This is a genomic window from Nocardiopsis coralli (genome assembly GCF_014892575.1).
In the GTDB taxonomy this organism is placed as follows: domain Bacteria; phylum Actinomycetota; class Actinomycetes; order Streptosporangiales; family Streptosporangiaceae; genus Nocardiopsis; species Nocardiopsis coralli.
The window spans coordinates 102,973-120,572 of the sequence record NZ_JADBGI010000004.1 but is presented as its reverse complement, the minus strand read 5'-3'; the positions used below and the strand labels follow the sequence as shown (position 1 = coordinate 120,572).

Annotated in this window: 17 protein-coding genes, 1 tRNA gene and 1 other RNA gene; 8 read left to right on the top strand and 11 right to left on the bottom strand. The window is 70.1% G+C overall.

The genetic code is table 11. From position 1 onward, the window contains the following. Positions 1 to 464 precede the first annotated feature (464 nt). The 4 genes from IDM40_RS05610 to IDM40_RS05595 all read left to right on the top strand — a co-directional run bounded on the left by IDM40_RS05610 (position 465) and on the right by IDM40_RS05595 (position 4,970). Positions 465 to 1,142, top strand: coding sequence for a GntR family transcriptional regulator (locus IDM40_RS05610; protein WP_193120834.1), 678 nt, complete (start codon positions 465 to 467; stop codon positions 1,140 to 1,142). A 376-nt stretch (positions 1,143 to 1,518) separates the two neighbouring features. After that, complete coding sequence (pdhA, locus tag IDM40_RS05605) at positions 1,519 to 2,622, top strand: pyruvate dehydrogenase (acetyl-transferring) E1 component subunit alpha (RefSeq protein ID WP_193120833.1); 1,104 nt, start codon at positions 1,519 to 1,521, stop codon at positions 2,620 to 2,622. Between the two features lie 15 nt (positions 2,623 to 2,637). Continuing rightward, positions 2,638 to 3,654, top strand: coding sequence for an alpha-ketoacid dehydrogenase subunit beta (locus tag IDM40_RS05600; protein ID WP_193120832.1), 1,017 nt, complete (start codon positions 2,638 to 2,640; stop codon positions 3,652 to 3,654). An 11-nt stretch (positions 3,655 to 3,665) separates the two neighbouring features. Beyond that, a complete protein-coding gene (locus IDM40_RS05595; protein ID WP_193120831.1) occupies positions 3,666 to 4,970 on the top strand; it encodes a pyruvate dehydrogenase complex dihydrolipoamide acetyltransferase in 1,305 nt (434 codons plus the stop codon). A 70-nt stretch (positions 4,971 to 5,040) separates the two neighbouring features. Here IDM40_RS05595 and IDM40_RS05590 read toward each other — a convergent pair whose 3' ends face one another. The 3 genes from IDM40_RS05590 to IDM40_RS05580 all read right to left on the bottom strand — a co-directional run bounded on the left by IDM40_RS05590 (position 5,041) and on the right by IDM40_RS05580 (position 6,734). Then, positions 5,041 to 5,397: a nuclear transport factor 2 family protein gene (locus tag IDM40_RS05590; protein WP_193120830.1), complete on the bottom strand. Its 357-nt coding sequence runs from the start codon at positions 5,395 to 5,397 to the stop codon at positions 5,041 to 5,043. Between the two features lie 108 nt (positions 5,398 to 5,505). Beyond that, a complete protein-coding gene (locus IDM40_RS05585; protein WP_193120829.1) occupies positions 5,506 to 5,922 on the bottom strand; it encodes a PLD nuclease N-terminal domain-containing protein in 417 nt (138 codons plus the stop codon). 101 nt (positions 5,923 to 6,023) lie between these two features. Next, the gene (locus tag IDM40_RS05580) at positions 6,024 to 6,734 is read right to left on the bottom strand and encodes a response regulator (RefSeq protein WP_193120828.1); all 711 of its coding nucleotides are present in this window, start codon (positions 6,732 to 6,734) and stop codon (positions 6,024 to 6,026) included. Between the two features lie 589 nt (positions 6,735 to 7,323). Between IDM40_RS05580 and IDM40_RS05575 the strand changes: the two genes are divergently transcribed. Continuing rightward, complete coding sequence (locus IDM40_RS05575) at positions 7,324 to 8,070, top strand: GntR family transcriptional regulator (protein WP_193120827.1); 747 nt, start codon at positions 7,324 to 7,326, stop codon at positions 8,068 to 8,070. 174 nt (positions 8,071 to 8,244) lie between these two features. Here IDM40_RS05575 and IDM40_RS05570 read toward each other — a convergent pair whose 3' ends face one another. The 4 genes from IDM40_RS05570 to IDM40_RS05555 all read right to left on the bottom strand — a co-directional run bounded on the left by IDM40_RS05570 (position 8,245) and on the right by IDM40_RS05555 (position 11,835). Continuing rightward, positions 8,245 to 9,306 (bottom strand): aspartate-semialdehyde dehydrogenase, encoded by a 1,062-nt coding sequence (locus IDM40_RS05570; protein ID WP_193120826.1) that lies wholly within the window; start codon positions 9,304 to 9,306, stop codon positions 8,245 to 8,247. Then, positions 9,303 to 10,574, bottom strand: a complete 1,272-nt coding sequence (locus IDM40_RS05565; RefSeq protein WP_193120825.1) for an aspartate kinase — start codon at positions 10,572 to 10,574, stop codon at positions 9,303 to 9,305. Before IDM40_RS05565 ends, IDM40_RS05570 begins: the two co-directional genes overlap by 4 nt. 180 nt (positions 10,575 to 10,754) lie before the next feature. Beyond that, positions 10,755 to 11,354, bottom strand: a complete 600-nt coding sequence (gene recR / locus IDM40_RS05560) for a recombination mediator RecR (RefSeq protein WP_017614236.1) — start codon at positions 11,352 to 11,354, stop codon at positions 10,755 to 10,757. Between the two features lie 127 nt (positions 11,355 to 11,481). Further along, positions 11,482 to 11,835, bottom strand: a complete 354-nt coding sequence (locus IDM40_RS05555) for a YbaB/EbfC family nucleoid-associated protein (protein WP_017614235.1) — start codon at positions 11,833 to 11,835, stop codon at positions 11,482 to 11,484. A 365-nt stretch (positions 11,836 to 12,200) separates the two neighbouring features. Between IDM40_RS05555 and IDM40_RS05550 the strand changes: the two genes are divergently transcribed. After that, on the top strand, positions 12,201 to 13,376 hold the full coding sequence (locus tag IDM40_RS05550) for a methyltransferase domain-containing protein (protein WP_193121016.1): 1,176 nt from the start codon (positions 12,201 to 12,203) through the stop codon (positions 13,374 to 13,376). Positions 13,377 to 13,447: 71 nt separating this feature from the next. Here the strand turns inward: IDM40_RS05550 and IDM40_RS05545 are convergent, their stop codons facing one another. Beyond that, a complete protein-coding gene (locus IDM40_RS05545; RefSeq protein WP_193120824.1) occupies positions 13,448 to 13,642 on the bottom strand; it encodes a DUF6243 family protein in 195 nt (64 codons plus the stop codon). A 113-nt stretch (positions 13,643 to 13,755) separates the two neighbouring features. On the opposite strand from IDM40_RS05545, the gene IDM40_RS05540 reads away from it, so the two are divergent. Further along, positions 13,756 to 14,370: a TetR/AcrR family transcriptional regulator gene (locus tag IDM40_RS05540; RefSeq protein WP_193120823.1), complete on the top strand. Its 615-nt coding sequence runs from the start codon at positions 13,756 to 13,758 to the stop codon at positions 14,368 to 14,370. Between the two features lie 29 nt (positions 14,371 to 14,399). Here the strand turns inward: IDM40_RS05540 and IDM40_RS05535 are convergent, their stop codons facing one another. Next, a complete protein-coding gene (locus IDM40_RS05535; protein ID WP_193120822.1) occupies positions 14,400 to 16,715 on the bottom strand; it encodes a DNA polymerase III subunit gamma and tau in 2,316 nt (771 codons plus the stop codon). A gap of 114 nt (positions 16,716 to 16,829) precedes the next feature. Beyond that, positions 16,830 to 16,925, bottom strand: an RNA gene (gene ffs / locus IDM40_RS05530) — signal recognition particle sRNA small type. A gap of 199 nt (positions 16,926 to 17,124) precedes the next feature. Here ffs and IDM40_RS05525 point away from each other — a divergent pair. Next, positions 17,125 to 17,212: transfer RNA gene (locus IDM40_RS05525), tRNA-Ser, on the top strand. Positions 17,213 to 17,277: 65 nt separating this feature from the next. On the opposite strand, the gene IDM40_RS05520 is transcribed toward IDM40_RS05525, so the two are convergent. Further along, positions 17,278 to 17,583, bottom strand: a complete 306-nt coding sequence (locus tag IDM40_RS05520) for a hypothetical protein (RefSeq protein WP_193120821.1) — start codon at positions 17,581 to 17,583, stop codon at positions 17,278 to 17,280. Positions 17,584 to 17,600: the final 17 nt, after the last annotated feature.

The window sequence follows — 17,600 nt, the reverse complement described above, 5'->3', positions numbered from 1 at the left end:
CGACCGGACCCGGCGACCGGTTCACGTGGTTCGTGACTGCCCGTCGCCGCGGCCTTCCGAGGCCTTCTCTGGTGCCGAGTCGCGCCCGCGTGCGCACCTGACACACCTGTTCCGTACGCGCAGGTCAACGCGTTCTCGCCTGTTGCATCGCCGTAGCGTTGGTCACATTTCGCACGGCATTGTGTGGATATTGCCGACAGTCGAGACTACCCGGGCCCTCCGCTCCGAGGCGGCGTCGTGCGCCACACCCCGCCCGCCACCCCCCGCGGGCGGACCGGGAAGCACCGCACCACGGCACCATGTTGACCCCCACGATACCTTTCCGTGATGCTTTCGTGAGCGCAGCACACCCGGACGTCTCCTCACCACACGGCCGTGTGGCACTCTTCAGAGAGCTTGTACGACACTCACCCAACCGGCCCCCGCGTCGACCGCGGGCGGACCGAGCGACGGAAGGGACCTGGATGGTCGACCTCCCACAGTTGCCGGAGGACCCCTCGAAACTGGCGCGGGAGCCGTTGCGGGAACAGATCCGGCAGGTTCTGGTCGAGGGGTTGCTGTCCGGCCGCTGGAAACCGGGTGAGCGCATCGTCGAACGCCGCGTGGCCACGGAGCTCAAGGTCAGCCAGGCACCGGTCCGCGAGGCTCTGCGCGAGCTGGAGACCCTGCGCCTCATCGAGACCGTGCCGAACAAGGGCGCACGTGTACGCGCCTTCGGTGTGCAGGACATGGCGGAGATCTACCCCGTGCGCGCCGGTCTAGAGCTGGTCGCCGCACAGTTGGCCGCCGACACCCTCGCCGGCGACCCCACCCCCCTCGAGCGCGAGGTCGAGGCTCTCCAGGCCGCAACGGCGCGCGGTGACGTCGCCGAGCAGATCCGGCACAGCGTGGAGTTCCACCGGGAGGTCGTGCGCGCCGCCGACAACAGCGTGCTCATGCACACCTGGGAGTCGCTGGGCGTGGAGGTGTGGACCGCCCTGTCGGTGCGCTGGCTCGACATGGAGCTGCACGCCAAGGCCGTCGACCACGCACAGATCGCCGAGGCCTTCCGGAACCGGGACCCCGAGGTGGGCCAGATGCTCAGCGACCACGTCCTCAACTACGTCGAGGCGGCCATGCGCTCCACGGAGAAGACACCGTGACCTGGGGCACCGCGCTCTGACCTGCCCCGTCACCCGAAAATCGGTCATCTGCCGTAAACTCGTATTGATCGATCATCGATCAGTCATTAGAGTGTGCGCGACGCACGTCACACTGAATAGGGCACCGGAGACCGGGAAGCAATGCGGTCACGGGTCCGGTCGAGACAAGAACACACCGACCCGCGATCGCCGCGCCGGGGAAGACACCGGCCACGGTTCCCACGGCGCGTGCCCGCACCAGCCACATCGTGCCGCTTCCATCTGAGCCAGGCGGCGGCACACGCCACGGCCACGTACGACCGCGGGCCACGGCGAACCTGGACCCCCGGCCCACAGGACGGGGCACCAGGTCTTCTCGTACGAAGAAAGGCACACCATGGCTGACACGGCCAAGCCGAAGGGCGGCTCCGCCAAGGCCTCCGGGTCCAAGCGGCGCAGTCGCAAGGACACCTCCGGCATCGCCAACGAGAACCCAGACGTCCTGCTCGACTACTACCGCCGGATGCTGTTCATCCGCCGGTTCGAGGAGCGCACCTCCCAGGCCTACACCCAGGCCCGGATCGGTGGTTACTGCCACCTCAACCTGGGCGAGGAAGCCACCGTCGTCGGCCTGATGTCGGCCCTGCGGCAGACCGACTACCTCTACACCAACTACCGCGACCACGGTTACGCCATCGAGAAGGGCATGGACCCCAAGCGGGTCATGGCCGAGCTCTACGGTCGCCAGGACGGTGTCGCCCGGGGTTGGGGCGGCTCCATGCACATGTACGACACCGAGACCCGGATGCTCGGCGGCTACGGCATCGTCGGCGGGCAGGTGCCCCTGGCCGCCGGTGCGGCGCTGGCCGTCTCCTACCGGGAGAGCGACGACGTCGTCATGTGCCAGATGGGCGACGGCACCACCAACATCGGCGCCTGGCACGAGACGCTCAACATCGCCAAGCTCTGGAACCTGCCGGTCGTGTTCGTGGTGATCAACAACTTCACCGGTATGGGCACCACCGTCGACATGTCCTCCGCCGAGCCCGAGCTGTACAAGCGCGGCTCCGCGTTCCGCATCGAGGGCGAGCGCGTCGACGGCCGCGACGTCCTGGCCGTGCGCGACGCCGCCACCCGGCTGGTCGAGCGCGCCCGCGAGGAGCAGACGCCGTTCCTGCTGGAGGCCTGGAGCTACCGCATGAAGGGCCACTCCGTCGTGGACCCTGCCAAGTACCGCACGCAGGAGCAGAAGGACGAGGCCCGGGCCAAGGAGAACGACCCGGTCGCGATCTTCGGCGACGAGCTCACCAAGGCCGGCGTGCTCAGCGAGGAGGGCCGCGAGGAGATCGCCGCCTCCGTCAAGGAGCGCGTCGCCGAGGCCGCCGACTTCGCGGAGAACAGCCCCCACCCGGACGTCTCCACGCTCTTCGACTACACGTACGCCACCCCGGTGCCCAACGAGTCGCGGCGCATGCCGGCCGACCCGGTGTTCGCGGACTAGGAGAGAGAACAACACATGTCTGTGATCACTTATCGCCAGGCTCTACGGGACACGCTCCGCGCCGAGATGGTCCGCGACGACAGCGTCTACGTCGTCGGTGAGGAGATCGGTCTCTTCGAGGGCTCCTACAAGATCACCGAGGGCCTGCTCAACGAGTTCGGCCCCAAGCGGGTGCGCGACACCCCGATCGCCGAGGAGGGCTTCGTCGGCGCGGCCGTCGGTTCGGCCATGCTCGGCCTGCGCCCGGTCGTCGAGCTGATGACGATCAACTTCTCGCTCATCGCGATCGACCAGATCATCAACCACGCCGCCAAGATCTACGGCATGTTCGGCGGGCAGACCAGCGTGCCGATGGTCATCCGTACCCCGGGCGGCGGCGGCCAGCAGCTCGGTGCGACGCACTCGCAGAACATCGAGCTGTTCTACTCCTTCATCCCCGGCCTCAAGGTGATGGCGCCCAGCACGCCGGCCGAGGCCTCCTCGATGCTGCGCGCGGCCATCCGCGACGACGACCCGGTGCTGTTCCTGGAGAACCTGGGGCTGTACAACTCCAAGGGCGAGGTCCCCGACGACTACGCCGAGCCGGAGAACGACAACGTCGCCACCATCGGCTGCGCCGGGATCGCGCGCGAGGGTTCCGACATCACCCTCATCGGTTACTCCCGCATGGCGACGGTGGCCAACCAGGTCGCCGAGAAGCTCCAGGAAGAGGAGGACATCAGCGTCGAGGTCGTCGACCTGCGCAGCCTCCGCCCCCTCGACCGACAGACCTTCGTGGACTCGGTGAAGAAGACCGGTTCCGCGGTGATCTGCGAGGACGACTGGCTGACCTACGGCATCGGTGCCGAGATCGCCGCGTCGATCCAGGAGGGCGCCTTCGACTACCTGGACGCCCCGGTGCGCCGGGTCGCCATGGCCGAGGTGCCCATGCCGTACGCCAAGCCGCTGGAGACCGCCGCGCTGCCGGGCGTGGAGTCGATCAGCACCGCCATCAAGGAGACCCTGAGCGCCGTCGGCAAACGGGTCGGGTAGAGGGAGTACCAATGAGCGAGATCCACATGCCGCGCCTCTCCGACACCATGGAGGAAGGCGTCATCAGCAGCTGGGTCAAGAAGGTCGGCGACAAGGTCGAGTCCGGTGACGTGCTGGTCGAGATCGAGACCGACAAGGCCGTCATGGAGTACGAGGCCTTCGACGACGGCTACCTGATCAAGCAGAACGTCTCCGAGGGCGACACCGTCCCCATCGGTGAGGTCATCGGCATCCTGGGCGACTCCCCGGACGCGGTTCCCGAGGAGTCCGGCGGCGGCGCCCAGCCCTCCGAGGACAAGGCCGAGGAGAAGGCGGAGGAGCCCGCCGAGGAGCCGAAGGCCGAGGAGCCGGCCGAGGACAAGGCGGAGACCGAGGCGGCCCCGGCCCCGAGCGGGTCCGGCCCGGCCGACCGCCCGCGCACCTCGCCGCTGGCCCGGCGCCTGGCCAAGGAGTACGGCCTGGACATCAACGCGATCCAGGGTTCCGGCCCCAAGGGCCGTATCGTGCGCGCCGACATCGAGGCGGCCGCCAAGGAGGGTCAGCCCGCCGAGGAGCAGGCCCCGGCCGCCCCGCAGGAGAGCAAGCCGGCCGCTGCCCCGGCCGCGAGCCAGTCGTTCGACGACGGCCGCGACTCCGAGGAGCTCAAGGTCAGCAACATGCGCAAGGTCATCGCGCGCCGCCTGACCGAGAGCAAGCAGACCGTGCCGCACTTCTACCTGCGCCGCACGATCGACGCCGAGGCGCTCAAGGCGTTCCGTACGCAGATCAACGGCCAGCTGGCCGACACCGGCGTGAAGGTCAGCTTCAACGACCTCATCGTCAAGGCCTGCGCGACGGCGCTGAAGCTGCACCCGGCCGTCAACTCCTCCTGGGTCGACGACAAGCTGCTGCAGCACAACCGCATCAACGTGGGTGTCGCCGTGGCCGTGGACGCCGGCCTGGTCGTCCCGGTGCTGCACGACACCGACAAGGCGACGCTGTCCGACATCTCCACGAACACGCGTGAGCTGGCCGGCAAGGCCCGTGACGGCAAGCTCAAGCCGCAGGAGATGAGCGGCGGAACGTTCAGCGTGTCCAACCTGGGCATGTTCGGCGTGGACAGCTTCTCGGCGGTCATCAACCCGCCGGAGGCCGCGATCCTGGCCGTCGGTGCGATGCGCCAGGAGCCGGTCGTGGTCGACGGCGAGGTCGAGGTGCGCAACCGCATCTCGGTGGAGCTGTCGGTGGACCACCGCGCCGTGGACGGTGCCGTGGGTGCCGCGTTCCTGAAGGAACTCGCGGAGATCCTCGAGCAGCCGATGCGCATCATTCTGTAGGTCCTGCCTGTGCACACGGACGCCCCGGCCACCGCGGCCGGGGCGTCCGTCGTGTTCGGGGCGGGGGACGTCAGATCAGGGGGGCGTGGAAGTAGGAGGTCCGGCGGTGGAACAGCCCGTCGGGTGAGGGCGTGAAGAAGTCCGCGAACTCCGCGGTCGCCGCGCTGCCGTCCTTGAGGGTTCCCTCGAAGGTGCCCCGGACGGCCACGGCCCCGTCGTCCTCCACCAGTTCGATGATCTCGTGGCGGCCGTCGGCGATCACTCGTTCCCCGCTGAAGAACGCCTCGATGCTGTCCCGGCCGACCATGGGCTCGTACCCGGGGCGGCGGTAGACGGCGTCCGGGGCGAACAGGGCGATGAGTCCGGGGACATCGTCGGCGTCGACCAGCGTGTAGTAGCGGCGGACGTTCTCTGCGAATTGCGACATGCACGCTTCTTACCCCACGAAGCGGTCAGACCTCGCACCGAGCGCCCCTCCCGGGACACAAGAGAGCCCCGGCCGCGGCGGCCGGGGCGTTCTGGTGTCGGGCAGGTGTCAGGCGGTGCCGGTTCCGGGGCCGAACGCAGGGCCCGCACCGGACGGCCCTCCGGGACCTGAGCCCGGGGCGCCGGGCCCTCCGGGCGGGGGCTGGGCGACGTCGCTGTGCTGGCCGTTACTGGGCGGGCCGCTGTGGCGGGGGCCCTTGTCGATCCCGACCAACCGGTTCAGGTGGCGCTTGCGCCCCAGCACGAACCAGGCCACCGCGCCGATGATCGGGTACCAGAGGATCACCAGCACCCACAGGAGCTTCCCGCCCCCGGTGGTGTCCGGGTTGATCAGGGCCGAGATGAGCGCGGCGATGACCAGGACGAGGACGGCCAGGGCGATCACCACCATGATCACCCCGAAGAGCACACCCACCCAACCGAGCTCCGGCCTGTCCATCATGGTTTCTGCGAGCTGTGTGACCATGACTCCCCCATACATGAAGTACCCGTATTGTCACGCAGGGTAATTCATGCGCCTCCGGAGAAGCCCCTTTCGCGGGTTTCGGGCGTTTCTCCGGTCGGGTCTCAGGCCAGACCGGAACGCACGGCGTAGATGGCCGCCTCGGTCCTGGAGTGCACCTGGAGTTTCTCCAGGAGGTTGCGCACGTGGTTCTTCACGGTGTTCTCGGTGATGAACAGCCGCGAACCGATCTCCCGGTTGTTCAGCGAATGGGCCAGCAGGCGCAGGACCTCGGTCTCTCGCGGGGTCAGCTCCGGGACCGCCTGGGGCTGCGGGGCGGTGTTCTCCTGCTTGGCGAGCTCGGCGAACTCCCCGATGAGCTTGGTGGCCATGGAGGGGTTCACGGTGGACTGTCCGGACGCGATCTGGCGCACGACGCCGGCGAGGTCGGTCACGCCGATCTCCTTGAGCAGATAGCCGGTGGCCCCCGCCTTGAGGGCGTCGAAGAGGTCGGACTCCTCGTCACTCATGGTGAGCATGATGAACCGGGTGTCCGGGGTGGTGCGCCGGATCTGCTGGCACGCGTCGATGCCGCCGGCGCCCGGCATCATCACGTCCATGATGATCACGTCGGGTCTGAGCTCGCCTGCCAGACGCACGGCCTCTTCACCGGTGCCGGCCTCGCCGAGCACGTCGATGTCCTTCTCGTCGTCGAGCACGGAGACCATGCCGCGGCGGAAGAGGGCGTGGTCGTCGACCACCAGGACACGGATGGCCTCGGGGTCCGAGGCGGGTACGGGGTAGAGCCCAGCGGGTGTGGGGGGGTGGGGGCTCACGGCGGCGCCTTCCTAAGTGCGGCTGTCGACCATTCTCCCTGGAGGTGCCCCGCCTCTACCCGTCACAGTCGCGGGGAGGCAGGGGGGCGGCAGGGGCACCCGGGGCGCCCTGGTGATCGGGGGTGTCGGGGAAACCGGAGCAGGGGCGATTCCGACCGCTCGGCATCGTGGGCCTCCGTGTCTGTGGGTTTGAGGGCAGTTTCCCACAGTGCACGCGATTACGGTACGTACTCGCCAGTATTCCCCCGACAGGGGGCTGGTGGGCTCCGCGCCGGGTTTGTCGCACGAGCGTCCGGGGGCCGTGCTGCACCGAGGTGTCGCGTGTGCCCTGTGTGATCAGAGAATTACAGAATTGCCGAGCGGCGAACCGTGCGTTCCCGCAGTTCAGAGCCGGATCCGCACCGGTCCGCCGTGCGGGCCCATCGTCACCTACTTGCCAGTAGGGGCTTCTACCAGGGCTTTTCGCTGCTTTACTGGGAACATGGGCGAGCTTCGGCGATCTGGCAGGTTCACTCCCGACCCCCCAACCATGGGACGCCTCAGAGCCACACCCGCGGCCGGGTCGGCGGCCGTCGGGAACACGTGAGCCGTGGAGAGGCAACCACGCTACGTCTGGCTCGCCGAGCAGCTCCGGCGCCCCATCCAGCGCGGTGAGATCGCCCCCGGCACCCGCCTGCCCTCCCGCACCCGCCTCGCCCGCCGGTACCGCGTCAGCGAACAGGTCTCCCGTGCCGCCCTGCGCCTCCTGGCCACCGAAGGCGTCGTCGAGGCCCGCCGCGGGGCCGGGTACTTCGTGCCCGACAACCCGGTGGGCCACCACATCCTGCGCACCGACACCGGCTCCGTCCAGGGCCTGGGCGGGCTCCGCCGCGAGGTCGTGGGCACCGAACAGCAGCGCAGCCAACCCCCTGTCTCCACGCGCCTGCGCCTGCGCCCGGACGAACCCGTCTACCTGACCACCGCACGCGGCATGGCGCTGGACCGCCCCGTGGCCCTGCACCTGTCCTGGGAACCGGCCCTCATCACCACCGGAACCCTGCACACACCCTTCGACGCCGCCCCCGGACAGAGCCCGATCTCCCGGCTCGAAGCGGTCGGCCACCCCGTCGACGGGGTCGTGGAGGAGGTCTGCCTGCGTGCGCTGAAGGAGATCGAGGCCGACCTCATGCACGCCACCCCGGGCGTCCCGGTCCTGGTCGTCGAGCGCACCCACTACTCGCGCGGGCGCCCCGTGGAGACCTCCGACCTCATCAGCACCACCGACCAGTGCCGGCTCGTCTACCGGCTCTCCCTGCCGCGGCCCCGCCCTCCCGCGGACGCCGGGCCCGGGGCGTGACGCGCGGCGGGTCCACCGGGTTCCGGTCCGGGTTCCGGTCGGGGTGTGCCGACACCGACCGTGCATGTACAGACCGTGCAGACACAGAAACGCCGCCGCCGACGGATCAATGGTCCGTCGGCGGCGGCGTACACCGTCAGGGCCGGGGACCTCGGGGTCCCTCCGGCCGCGGGGTCAGCCCTGGATGAACTCCTGGGCCACGACCTCGGCGATCTGCGCGGTGTTCAGGGCAGCGCCCTTGCGCAGGTTGTCGCCGCACAGGAACAGGTCCAGCGACGTCGGGTCGTCGATCGACTGGCGGATGCGCCCGACCCAGGTCGGGTCGGTGCCCACGACGTCGGCCGGGGTGGGGAACTCGCCCTTGGCCGGGTCGTCCAGGACCTCGACACCCTCGGCGTCACCGAGGAGCTTGCGCGCGTCGGCGGCCGGGACCTCGCTGTCGAAGGTGGCGTGCACGGTCAGCGCGTGGGTCGTGATGACCGGGACGCGCACGCAGGTGGCGGCCACACGCAGGTCCGGGATGCCCAGGATCTTGCGGGACTCGTTGCGGACCTTGAGCTCCTCGGAGGAGTAGCCGTCCTCCTTGAGCGAGCCGGCCCACGGCACGACGTTGTAGGCGAGCGGCGCCGGGAACGGGCCCAGCTCGTCGACGGCCCCGCGCACGTCGCCGGCCTTGTCGCCGAGGCTGCGGTCGGCGGCCACGGCCGACATCTGGTCGCGCAGGGTGTCGATGCCCTCCTGACCGGAACCGGAGGCGGCCTGGTAGGAGGAGACGACCAGGTCCTTGACGCCGTAGGCGCGGTGCAGGGCACCGATGGCCACGATCATCGACAGGGTCGTGCAGTTCGGGTTGGAGATGATGCCGCGCGGGCGGTTGCGGACCTGGTCCGCGTTGACCTCGGGCACCACCAGCGGGACGTCGGGGTCCAGGCGGAACGCGCCGGAGTTGTCGACGGCCACGGCGCCGCGGGCGGCGGCGACCGGGGCCCACTCCTTGGAGACCTCGTCGGGCACGTCGAACATGGCGACGTCGACACCGTCGAAGACCTCGGGGGCCAGGGCCTGCACGGTGACGTCCTCGCCGCGCACGCTCAGCACCTTGCCGGCGCTGCGGGCGGAGGCGACCAGGCGGATCTCGCCCCAGACGTTCTCGCGCTGGGTGAGGATGTCGCGCATGACCGTGCCGACGGCACCGGTCGCACCGACGATGGCGAGGGTGGGAAGACGGTTGCTCATCGGCCGGTACCTCCGTAGACGACAGCCTCGACCTGGTCGGCGTCGAGCTGGAACTCACTGTGGGCGGCGCGCACGGCCGCGTCGATCTGATCCTCCTCGACGATGACCGAGATGCGGATCTCCGACGTGGAGATCATCTCCACGTTGGTGCCCGCGGCGGCGATCGCGTCGAAGAAGCGCGCGGTCACACCCGGGTAGGAGCGCATGCCGGCGCCGATCAGGGAGACCTTGCCGATCTTGTCGTCGTAGCGCAGGGAGTCGTAGCCGACCTTGTCCTGGACCTTCTTCAGCGCGGCGACGGCCTCCTTGCCGGTGTCCTTGGGGACGGTGAAGGAGATGTCCGTGCGCGACGTGGAGACCGCCGAGACGTTCTGCACGATCATGTCGATGTTGATCTCTGCGTCCGCGAGGGCCTTGAAGATCGTCGCGGCCTCACCGACCTTGTCGGGCACTCCGACGACGGTGATCTTGGCTTCGCTCCGGTCGTGGGAGACCCCGGAGATGATCGGCTGTTCCATGCCTTCGCTTTCCTCGACTTCCGAAACGATCCAGGTCCCGGGCTTCTGACTGAACGACGAGCGCACGTGCAGCGGGATGTTGTACTGCCGCGCGTATTCGACGCAGCGCAGGTGAAGGATCTTGGTGCCGCTCGCGGCCATCTCCAGCATCTCCTCGTAGGAGACCTGGGGGATCCGGCGGGCGGTGGGTACGACACGCGGGTCGGCGGTGAAGACCCCGTCGACGTCGCTGTAGATCTCGCAGGCGTCGGCGTTCAGGGCACCGGCGAGCGCGACGGCGGTCGTGTCGGAGCCGCCGCGGCCCAGCGAGGTGATGTCCTTGGTGTCCTGGGAGACGCCCTGGAAACCGGCGACGATGCAGATCGCGCCCTCGTCCACGGCCTCGGCGATTCGGCCGGGGGTGACGTCTATGATCTTCGCGTTGCCGTGCAGGGACGTGGTGATGACACCGGCCTGGGAGCCGGTGAAGGAGCGCGCCTCGTACCCGAGGTTCTCGATCGCCATCGCCACGAGAGCCATGGACATGCGCTCACCCGCGGTCACGAGCATGTCGAGCTCGCGAGCCGGCGGCATCGGGGAGACCTGCTCGGCCAGGTCCAGCAGTTCGTCGGTCGTGTCGCCCATGGCGGAGACGACGACCACGACGTCATGTCCCGCCTTTTTCTGAGCCACGATCCTTTGGGCTACTCGCTTGATGGCTTCCGCGTCAGCGACGGAAGACCCACCGTACTTCTGCACGATTAGGGCCACGATCGATGCTCCTGAGGAGTTGGGATCAAGACAATTAACAACGGAGTGTAGCCAGTGACGCCTCGCGCACCCGCTCCGACCTGCGGTTGGGTGGCGTGGCAACTTGACGCACCAGCGTTCGGGCTTACCCGTTCGAACGACGGTTACTCAGATTTCGTCCGCATTACGGGCAAATGTGAGCTAGAACTCCAAGCTCCGGCGGCCCTCGAAGGCGCGGCCGAGCGTGACTTCGTCGGCGTACTCGAGGTCGCCTCCGACGGGGAGCCCGCTGGCCAGGCGCGTGACTTTCAGCCCCATGGGTTTGACCAGCCGCGCCAGGTAGGTCGCGGTGGCCTCCCCTTCCAGGTTGGGGTCGGTCGCGAGGATGATCTCGGTGATCTGGCCGTCGGCCAGGCGCGACATGAGCTCCTTGACACGCAGGTCGTCGGGTCCGACGCCCTCGATGGGGCTGATCGCGCCGCCCAGCACGTGGTACGTCCCGCGGAACTCGCGGGTGCGCTCGATTGCGACGACGTCCTTGGACTCCTCGACGACGCAGACGACGGCGGGGTCGCGGCGCGCGTCACGGCAGATACGGCACTGCTCCTCCTCGGCCACGTTGCCGCAGACCGAGCAGAACCGCACCTTCTCCTTGACCTCGACAAGCGCGTTGACGAGGCGTTTGACGTCCGCGTTCTCGGCGGACAGAAGGTGGAAGGCGATGCGCTGCGCGCTTTTCGGACCGACGCCGGGCAGCCGCCCGAGCTCGTCGATCAGAGTCTGCACCGCGCCTTCGTACATCGCCTACCCGTTCACCGGGCCGACTCTTCGGGGGCGGCCCGTCTTCCCCTTCTCAGCGTCCACGGTATCCGTGCCGACGACCTCTCGCGCACGCGGAGGCCGCCGTCACCGACCCGCGAACGGTGGCTCACATACCGGGAAGGCCGGGCATCCCGCCGGGCATGCCACCGGGCATCCCGCCGAGCCCCTCGGTGAGCGGGCCCATCTTCTCCTGCTGCATCCGCTCGACCTGGGCCTCGGCGTCACGGATCGCGGCGAGCACGAGGTCGGCGATGGTCTGCGCCGACTCGTCGCTGTCACCCGGGTCGATCGCCTTGGGGTCGACGGTGATGTCCTCGACCTGGCCGCGGCCGCTCAGCTTGACCTTGACCAGGCCACCGCCGGAGCTGCCCTCGACCTCCGCCTCGTCGAGCGCCTTCTGCGCCTCGACGAGCTGTTCCTGCATCTGCTGGGCCTGCTGGAGCAGGGCCTGCATGTCCATTCCGCCAGGGTTCACGGCCGTCTCCTCGCCGGCACCCGCGGTGCCGGATATCGCTGTGTCGCTGTTCCTGCGAGCGTAACCGCTCGTGTCCGGCGCCGTCCTGTGTCCGGTCGGCGCCCGGAAGGGGGTTCCGGTCGCACCCGATGGGTGCCCGTGTGACCCCCTCGCCCCGACAACGAACGAGCCCGCACGATCACTCCCCGGCAGCGGCGCCGACCTCGGGAGGGCCTGCGATCCGGTGCGGCCCGACCCACCGCAACCGCCCTCCACACACCAACAAGACGAAGAGTAGCGCTAACATCACTTTCGGTTGTAGATGTGTCTCGAGGGGCACGACCGATACGTCACGGGGGACCGAACACGTGTTGACCGCCAGGGAACGCCACTCGGCGCTGATCGAGGCGATGGTCGCGGACGGCACCCTCACCGACCCCGGTCTCATCGCGGCCTTCCGGGCCGTCCCACGACATTCCTTCATCCCCGACACCGGGGCGTCCACCGTGCGCGGGACCGCCCTGAACGCGGCCGGGAACCCGGAACGCTGGCTGGCCGCCGTCTACGCCGACAACGCGATCATCACCCGCCTGGACGAGGGCGGGGTGCCCCGGCAGCGCGGCGACGAGGCCACCCCGCGCACGCCGGAGGCCGAGGCGGCGACGTCATCGAGCTCGGCGCCGACCGTGTTGGCCCGGCTCCTGGGCCTGGCCGACCTCACCTACGGACACCGTGCGCTGGAGATCGGGACCGGGACCGGATGGAACACGGCCCTGCTCGCGCACCGGCTCGGCGACGACTCCGTGGACTCGGTGGAGATCGACCCCCGAGTGGCCGGCAACGCCCGACAGGCACTGACGGCGGAGGGACGCTCGCCCCGGATCACCGTTTCGGACGGGTACGCGGGGCACCCCGAGGGGGCCCCGTACGACCGCATCACCTCCACGTGCGGGGTGCGCGCGCTGCCGCCCGCGTGGCTGGAACAGGTCGCGGAGGACGGACTCATCGTGTGCCCGTGGGGTGCGTTGGAGGGCGCCGGGGTGCTGGCGCGCTTCGAGTGCCCCGGCGACGGGACCGCGCGGGGGACCTTCCACGGGGGTGTGGGGTTCGTGCCGCTGCGTGTTCCCGGGCCGCAGTTGCCGCCTGTGCACGACAGCGGGCAGCAGCCGGACGAGTACCGACTGACCCAGGAGGACCCGATCGCGCCGCTGATGTCGTTCCCGTCGGCGTTCGCGCTGTCGGTGATGGTGCCGGACTGGCGTGTGCGGCGCCGGTGGATCGGCACGGGCTCGGGGGTGTGGGTCAACGACCGCGCCGACGAGTCGTGGGTGCGCGTCTACCCGTACGGCACGTCGTGGATGATCGAGCAGGGCGGCCCGCGCAGCATCTGGGACGAGTTCGAGGACGCGCTCGACGAGTGGTCGGAGCTGGGCGAACCCGCGCCGGAACGCTTCGGTATCTCCGTGTCCGGCGACGGAACCCACCGGATCTGGCTCGACTCCCCGGAGGGCCGGGCCTGGGATCTCTCACCGGTCACCGACGGCTGATCACCCCGGACACACAACGGCGGCCCTCACCGCTGGGGCGAGGACCGCCGGAAGGGGACTGGCCCGCACGGTCATGCGCCGCCGGCCCCCTGGTCAGCGGCGCGTGCGTTGCGTTCCTGGATCCGTCGCAGCAGATCCTGTCTGTGGTCGCGCGCCTGTCGGTCGGCGCCGCCGACACCTCCGCCCCGGCCACCCTTCAGGTCGGAGCGCGAGACGGTGGAACGCTGTCCGCCCATACCGAGCAGGTTGTCCTTGTTCTTGGCCATGGCCTTCTCCCCTTCATCATCGAGACGCCGCGTCTCGTTCGCATGGCGTCGCGGACGAACGTACCTGATGCGAGACGATACGTCTCGTTCTTTTTCTGGGTACCGTGGGCGCCATGACGGAGAACACCCCACACGACCGGGGACGGCAGACGCCGGACCCGCAACGCCGCAGCGCACGGGCCGAGCGTGCGATCCTCGACGCCGCCTCGGAGCTCATCGTCGAGGTCGGGTTCGCGCGGATGACCATGGAGGGCATCGCCTCCCGCGCCCGGGTCGGCAAGCAGACCATCTACCGGTGGTGGCCGTCCAAGTCCGCGGTGGTCCTGGACGTGTTCAACCACCTGACCGGGGAGCAGACGGGCGAGGCCCTACCGGACACGGGCGACCTCGCGGCCGACCTGAGAACCGTGCTGCGCGCCACCGTCGACGAGTTCAACGACCCCACGATGGACCGCATCGCGCGCGCCTTCACCGCGGAGATCCAGCGCGACACCGAGCTGTCGCAGCGGATCTCCGGGCTGCTCGTCGAGCCTGGGTCGGAGGTGTACAAGCAGCGCCTGCGCAGCGCGATCGACGCGGGCGAGGTGCGCGCCGACGCCGACCTGGAGCTGGCGGTGGAACTGCTGACCGGCCCGTTCCTGAAGCGGTGGCTGATGCGGACCGCCCCGCTCACCCACGCCTACACCGACGACCTCGTCGACATGGTCATGCGCAGTCTGCGGCCCTGAGCCCGTGCCCGGACCGGGGGACGGCGGGGTCAGCCCTGAGGGGGCTCGTGCTCGATCTCGTCGATGAGCTTGCCGCCGAGTTCGGTCTCGATGAGCGCGACGCCCGAAGCCCCTGAGGAACCCGAGGGGCCCGATGCGTCGGCCGATCCCGTTGAACCGGCAGAACCCGCAGAACCGGGGGATCCGGCCTGGCCAGCGGCGTCTCCCGCCGGCGCGGACGGGGCAGGCTGCTGCTCGGGCCCCGGCCCCTGCGGCGCGCGGCGCTGCGGGTCCGCGGGGACGTGCTCGGGCGGCGGGGCCGCGGCGGCGTCCTCGTACGGGTCCGGCGGCGGCTCCTCCAGCCCGGTGACGATCTTGTCCGGCGGCGGGCCCGACGGGGTCTGTGCGGGTGCCTGAGCCTCGGGACCGGCCTGCGGCTCGGGGGCCGGGGGCTCCTCGGCGGCGGGTCCCTGCGGTTCCGGGGTGCTCGCGGGTGCCGGCGCGGGTGCCGGATCGGCCGGGGCAGCGGGTGCGGGCTGGGCCGGGGCCGGGTCACCCCATCCGGCGGGTTCGGCCGGACGCTGCGGTTCCGGTCGGCGGGCCGGGGCCCCACCGCCGTTCGAGCCGTTCTGACCGTTCGAGCCACCGGCGGCGACCCTGACCTCGACGCCCAGGACCTCCTGGATCGCCGCGGAGACCACCTGGTCGCTGCCGCTGTTACCGAAGCCCTTGGCCTCGTTGGGGCGCGAGAACCCGAGGAGCACGGTGTTGCCCTCGACCGCGACCGGGCCGACGTCGCTTCCGGTCAGCACCATCCAGGTGAACCGGCGCCGGTTCTTGACCGCCTCCAGCACCTGGTGCCAGGCGCCCTGGAGGCGGCCGAGGTCGACCACGCCCCCGCCCGAGGACTGCGCCGGGGCCGGAGCGGCCTGCTGGGGCTGCGGGCTCGGGGCCGGGGAGGAGCCCGACCAGCCCGCGGGCTCGGCCGGACCCTGAGAACGCTCGGGGGCCGGCTGCTGCGGCTGCGGGACCGGTGCCTCGGGCTGCTGCTGTCGCACTGGCGCGGGCGGGGCCGCCGGAGGCGCAGCGGGAGCCTGCGGTTCCGGCTGAGGTGCGGGCGCCGGGGCAGCGGCCGGGGGCGTCGCAGGCGCCTGGGGGGCCTGCGGGGCCTGCGCCACCTGCGGGGCCTGCGGGGCCGCGGCTCCGGAGGCGACCCGGCGCTCCATCTGCTCCAACCGGGCCAGCAACGCCGTCCGGTCGGAGTCGACCGCGGGCAGCAGCACACGCGAGCACATCAGCTCCAGCATGAGCCGCGGCGCGGTCGCCCCGCGCATCTCCGTCAGCCCGGCGTTGAGCACGTCGGCGGCGCGCGTGAGCTCTGCCGGCCCCAGCCGGGAGGCCTGGCCCTGCATCTGCTCGACCGCCTCCGGGGCGACGTTGACCAGACCCTTGTCGAGGGCGTCGGGCACGGCAGCCAGGATCACCAGGTCGCGGAACCGCTCCAACAGGTCGGTCGCAAAACGGCGCGGGTCGTGGCCGCCCTCGACCATCCGGTCGATCAGCCCGAAGGCCGCGGCCCCGTCCCGGTCGCCCAGCGCGTCGACCATCTCGCCCAGCAGGCTGGAGTCGGTGTATCCGAGCAGGCCCACCGCGCCCTCGCGCGTGATGCCCTCGTCACCGGAACCGGCGATGAGCTGGTCCAGCACCGACAGGGTGTCGCGCGCCGATCCCGCGCCCGCGCGCACGACCAGGGGCAGCGCGGCCTGCTCGTAGGGGACGCCCTCCTCCTGGAGGAGGTCCTCCATGAGCTCCTTGAGGGTCGTCGGCGGGATCAGCCGGAACGGGTAGTGGTGCGTGCGCGACCGGATCGTCCCGATGACCTTCTCGGGTTCGGTCGTGGCGAAGACGAACTTCAGGTGCGGCGGGGGCTCCTCGACGAGCTTGAGCAGCGCGTTGAACCCCTCGCGGGTGACCATGTGCGCCTCGTCGATCACGTAGATCTTGTAGCGCGAGCTCACAGGCGAGAAGAAGGCGCGTTCCCGCAGGTCGCGGGCGTCGTCGACACCACCGTGCGAGGCGGCGTCGATCTCGATGACGTCGATGCTGCCGCCGCCGTCCGGGCCCAGCGCGACACAGGAGTCGCAGGTGCCGCACGGGTCGGGTGTGGGCCCCTGCTCGCAGTTGAGCGAGCGGGCGAGGATGCGCGCGCTGGTGGTCTTGCCGCAGCCGCGCGGGCCGCTGAACAGGTAGGCGTGGTTGATGCGTCCGCTGCGCAGCGCCTGCCGCAGCGGGTCCGTCACGTGCTCCTGACCGCGTACCTCGCCGAACGTCGCCGGACGGTACTTGCGGTACAGCGCGATGCTCACGGTGCGATCACTCCCCTGGTCCCTGCCACGGGTCCATTCAACCCGCTACCACCGACAGCTCGGGCCGGGTCGTGGGAAACCGGGAGGGGGACTTCCGGGGCTGCCGGAGACAGAAAAAAGGACCCCCCGCGCACCCGCCAGAGCCCACTTATCCTTGCTGCCTTCCGGCCCTGGGGAGGTTCATAGGGTGACGCCGCACGAGGGGTCTGCCCCAAAGCCTACCCGAAAGAACAACCGACTTGTCCAACCCGCGATCGCGGCCCTCTCCACCCCCGAGAACGCGTGTGCACACCGCTCCACGGAACCGGTAGTGTCTGCCCGCGGCCGCACGCACCAGCGTTCGGCGGCGGTCGGTTCTCGGCCGGAGGGATGGACGAAGCACCCCTTCGGAACCTGTAGAGTTGATCTCGGAGGATTCGCCTAGTGGCCTAGGGCGCACGCTTGGAAAGCGTGTTGGGGGCAACCCCTCAAGGGTTCGAATCCCTTATCCTCCGCCACGAACGAAGGCCCGGAGCGCACAGCGTTCCGGGCCTTCGTCGTTTCCGCGGCTCGATTCCCCGCGTCAGCTTCGGGTCCGGCGGCCCCGGACGGTCGACGCCGGCAGGCGCCCCGCCCGCGAGACCCCCGAGAGCTCGTCGCCGTCGACATCCAGCTCGAACCTCAGGTTCAGCCGCAGCGGCCGGCGCACACGCTGGCGCCAGGTGAGCCGGGCACCGTCGAACTCCAGGTCCAGCAGCTCCTCGGGTTCGGCCCCCTCGGTCCAGGCGATGCCGGAGAGCGCGCCGCCCTCCTCCGTGATGCGCACGGTCGGCTCGATCCGGCCGATCGGCGTCGTGATGGTCAGGTCCCAGTCCCCGGTGACCGGCATGGGCGTTCCCTCCTCGT

Coding starts and splice junctions, on each gene's coding strand:
- IDM40_RS05610 (WP_193120834.1), top strand. CDS start 465: ATGGTCGACCTCCCACAGTTGCCGGAGGACCCCTCGAAACTGGCGCGG.
- pdhA (WP_193120833.1), top strand. CDS start 1,519: ATGGCTGACACGGCCAAGCCGAAGGGCGGCTCCGCCAAGGCCTCCGGG.
- IDM40_RS05600 (WP_193120832.1), top strand. CDS start 2,638: ATGTCTGTGATCACTTATCGCCAGGCTCTACGGGACACGCTCCGCGCC.
- IDM40_RS05595 (WP_193120831.1), top strand. CDS start 3,666: ATGAGCGAGATCCACATGCCGCGCCTCTCCGACACCATGGAGGAAGGC.
- IDM40_RS05590 (WP_193120830.1), bottom strand. CDS start 5,397: ATGTCGCAATTCGCAGAGAACGTCCGCCGCTACTACACGCTGGTCGAC.
- IDM40_RS05585 (WP_193120829.1), bottom strand. CDS start 5,922: ATGGTCACACAGCTCGCAGAAACCATGATGGACAGGCCGGAGCTCGGT.
- IDM40_RS05570 (WP_193120826.1), bottom strand. CDS start 9,306: ATGAGCAACCGTCTTCCCACCCTCGCCATCGTCGGTGCGACCGGTGCC.
- recR (WP_017614236.1), bottom strand. CDS start 11,354: ATGTACGAAGGCGCGGTGCAGACTCTGATCGACGAGCTCGGGCGGCTG.
- IDM40_RS05555 (WP_017614235.1), bottom strand. CDS start 11,835: ATGGACATGCAGGCCCTGCTCCAGCAGGCCCAGCAGATGCAGGAACAG.
- IDM40_RS05545 (WP_193120824.1), bottom strand. CDS start 13,642: ATGGCCAAGAACAAGGACAACCTGCTCGGTATGGGCGGACAGCGTTCC.
- IDM40_RS05540 (WP_193120823.1), top strand. CDS start 13,756: ATGACGGAGAACACCCCACACGACCGGGGACGGCAGACGCCGGACCCG.
- IDM40_RS05520 (WP_193120821.1), bottom strand. CDS start 17,583: ATGCCGGTCACCGGGGACTGGGACCTGACCATCACGACGCCGATCGGC.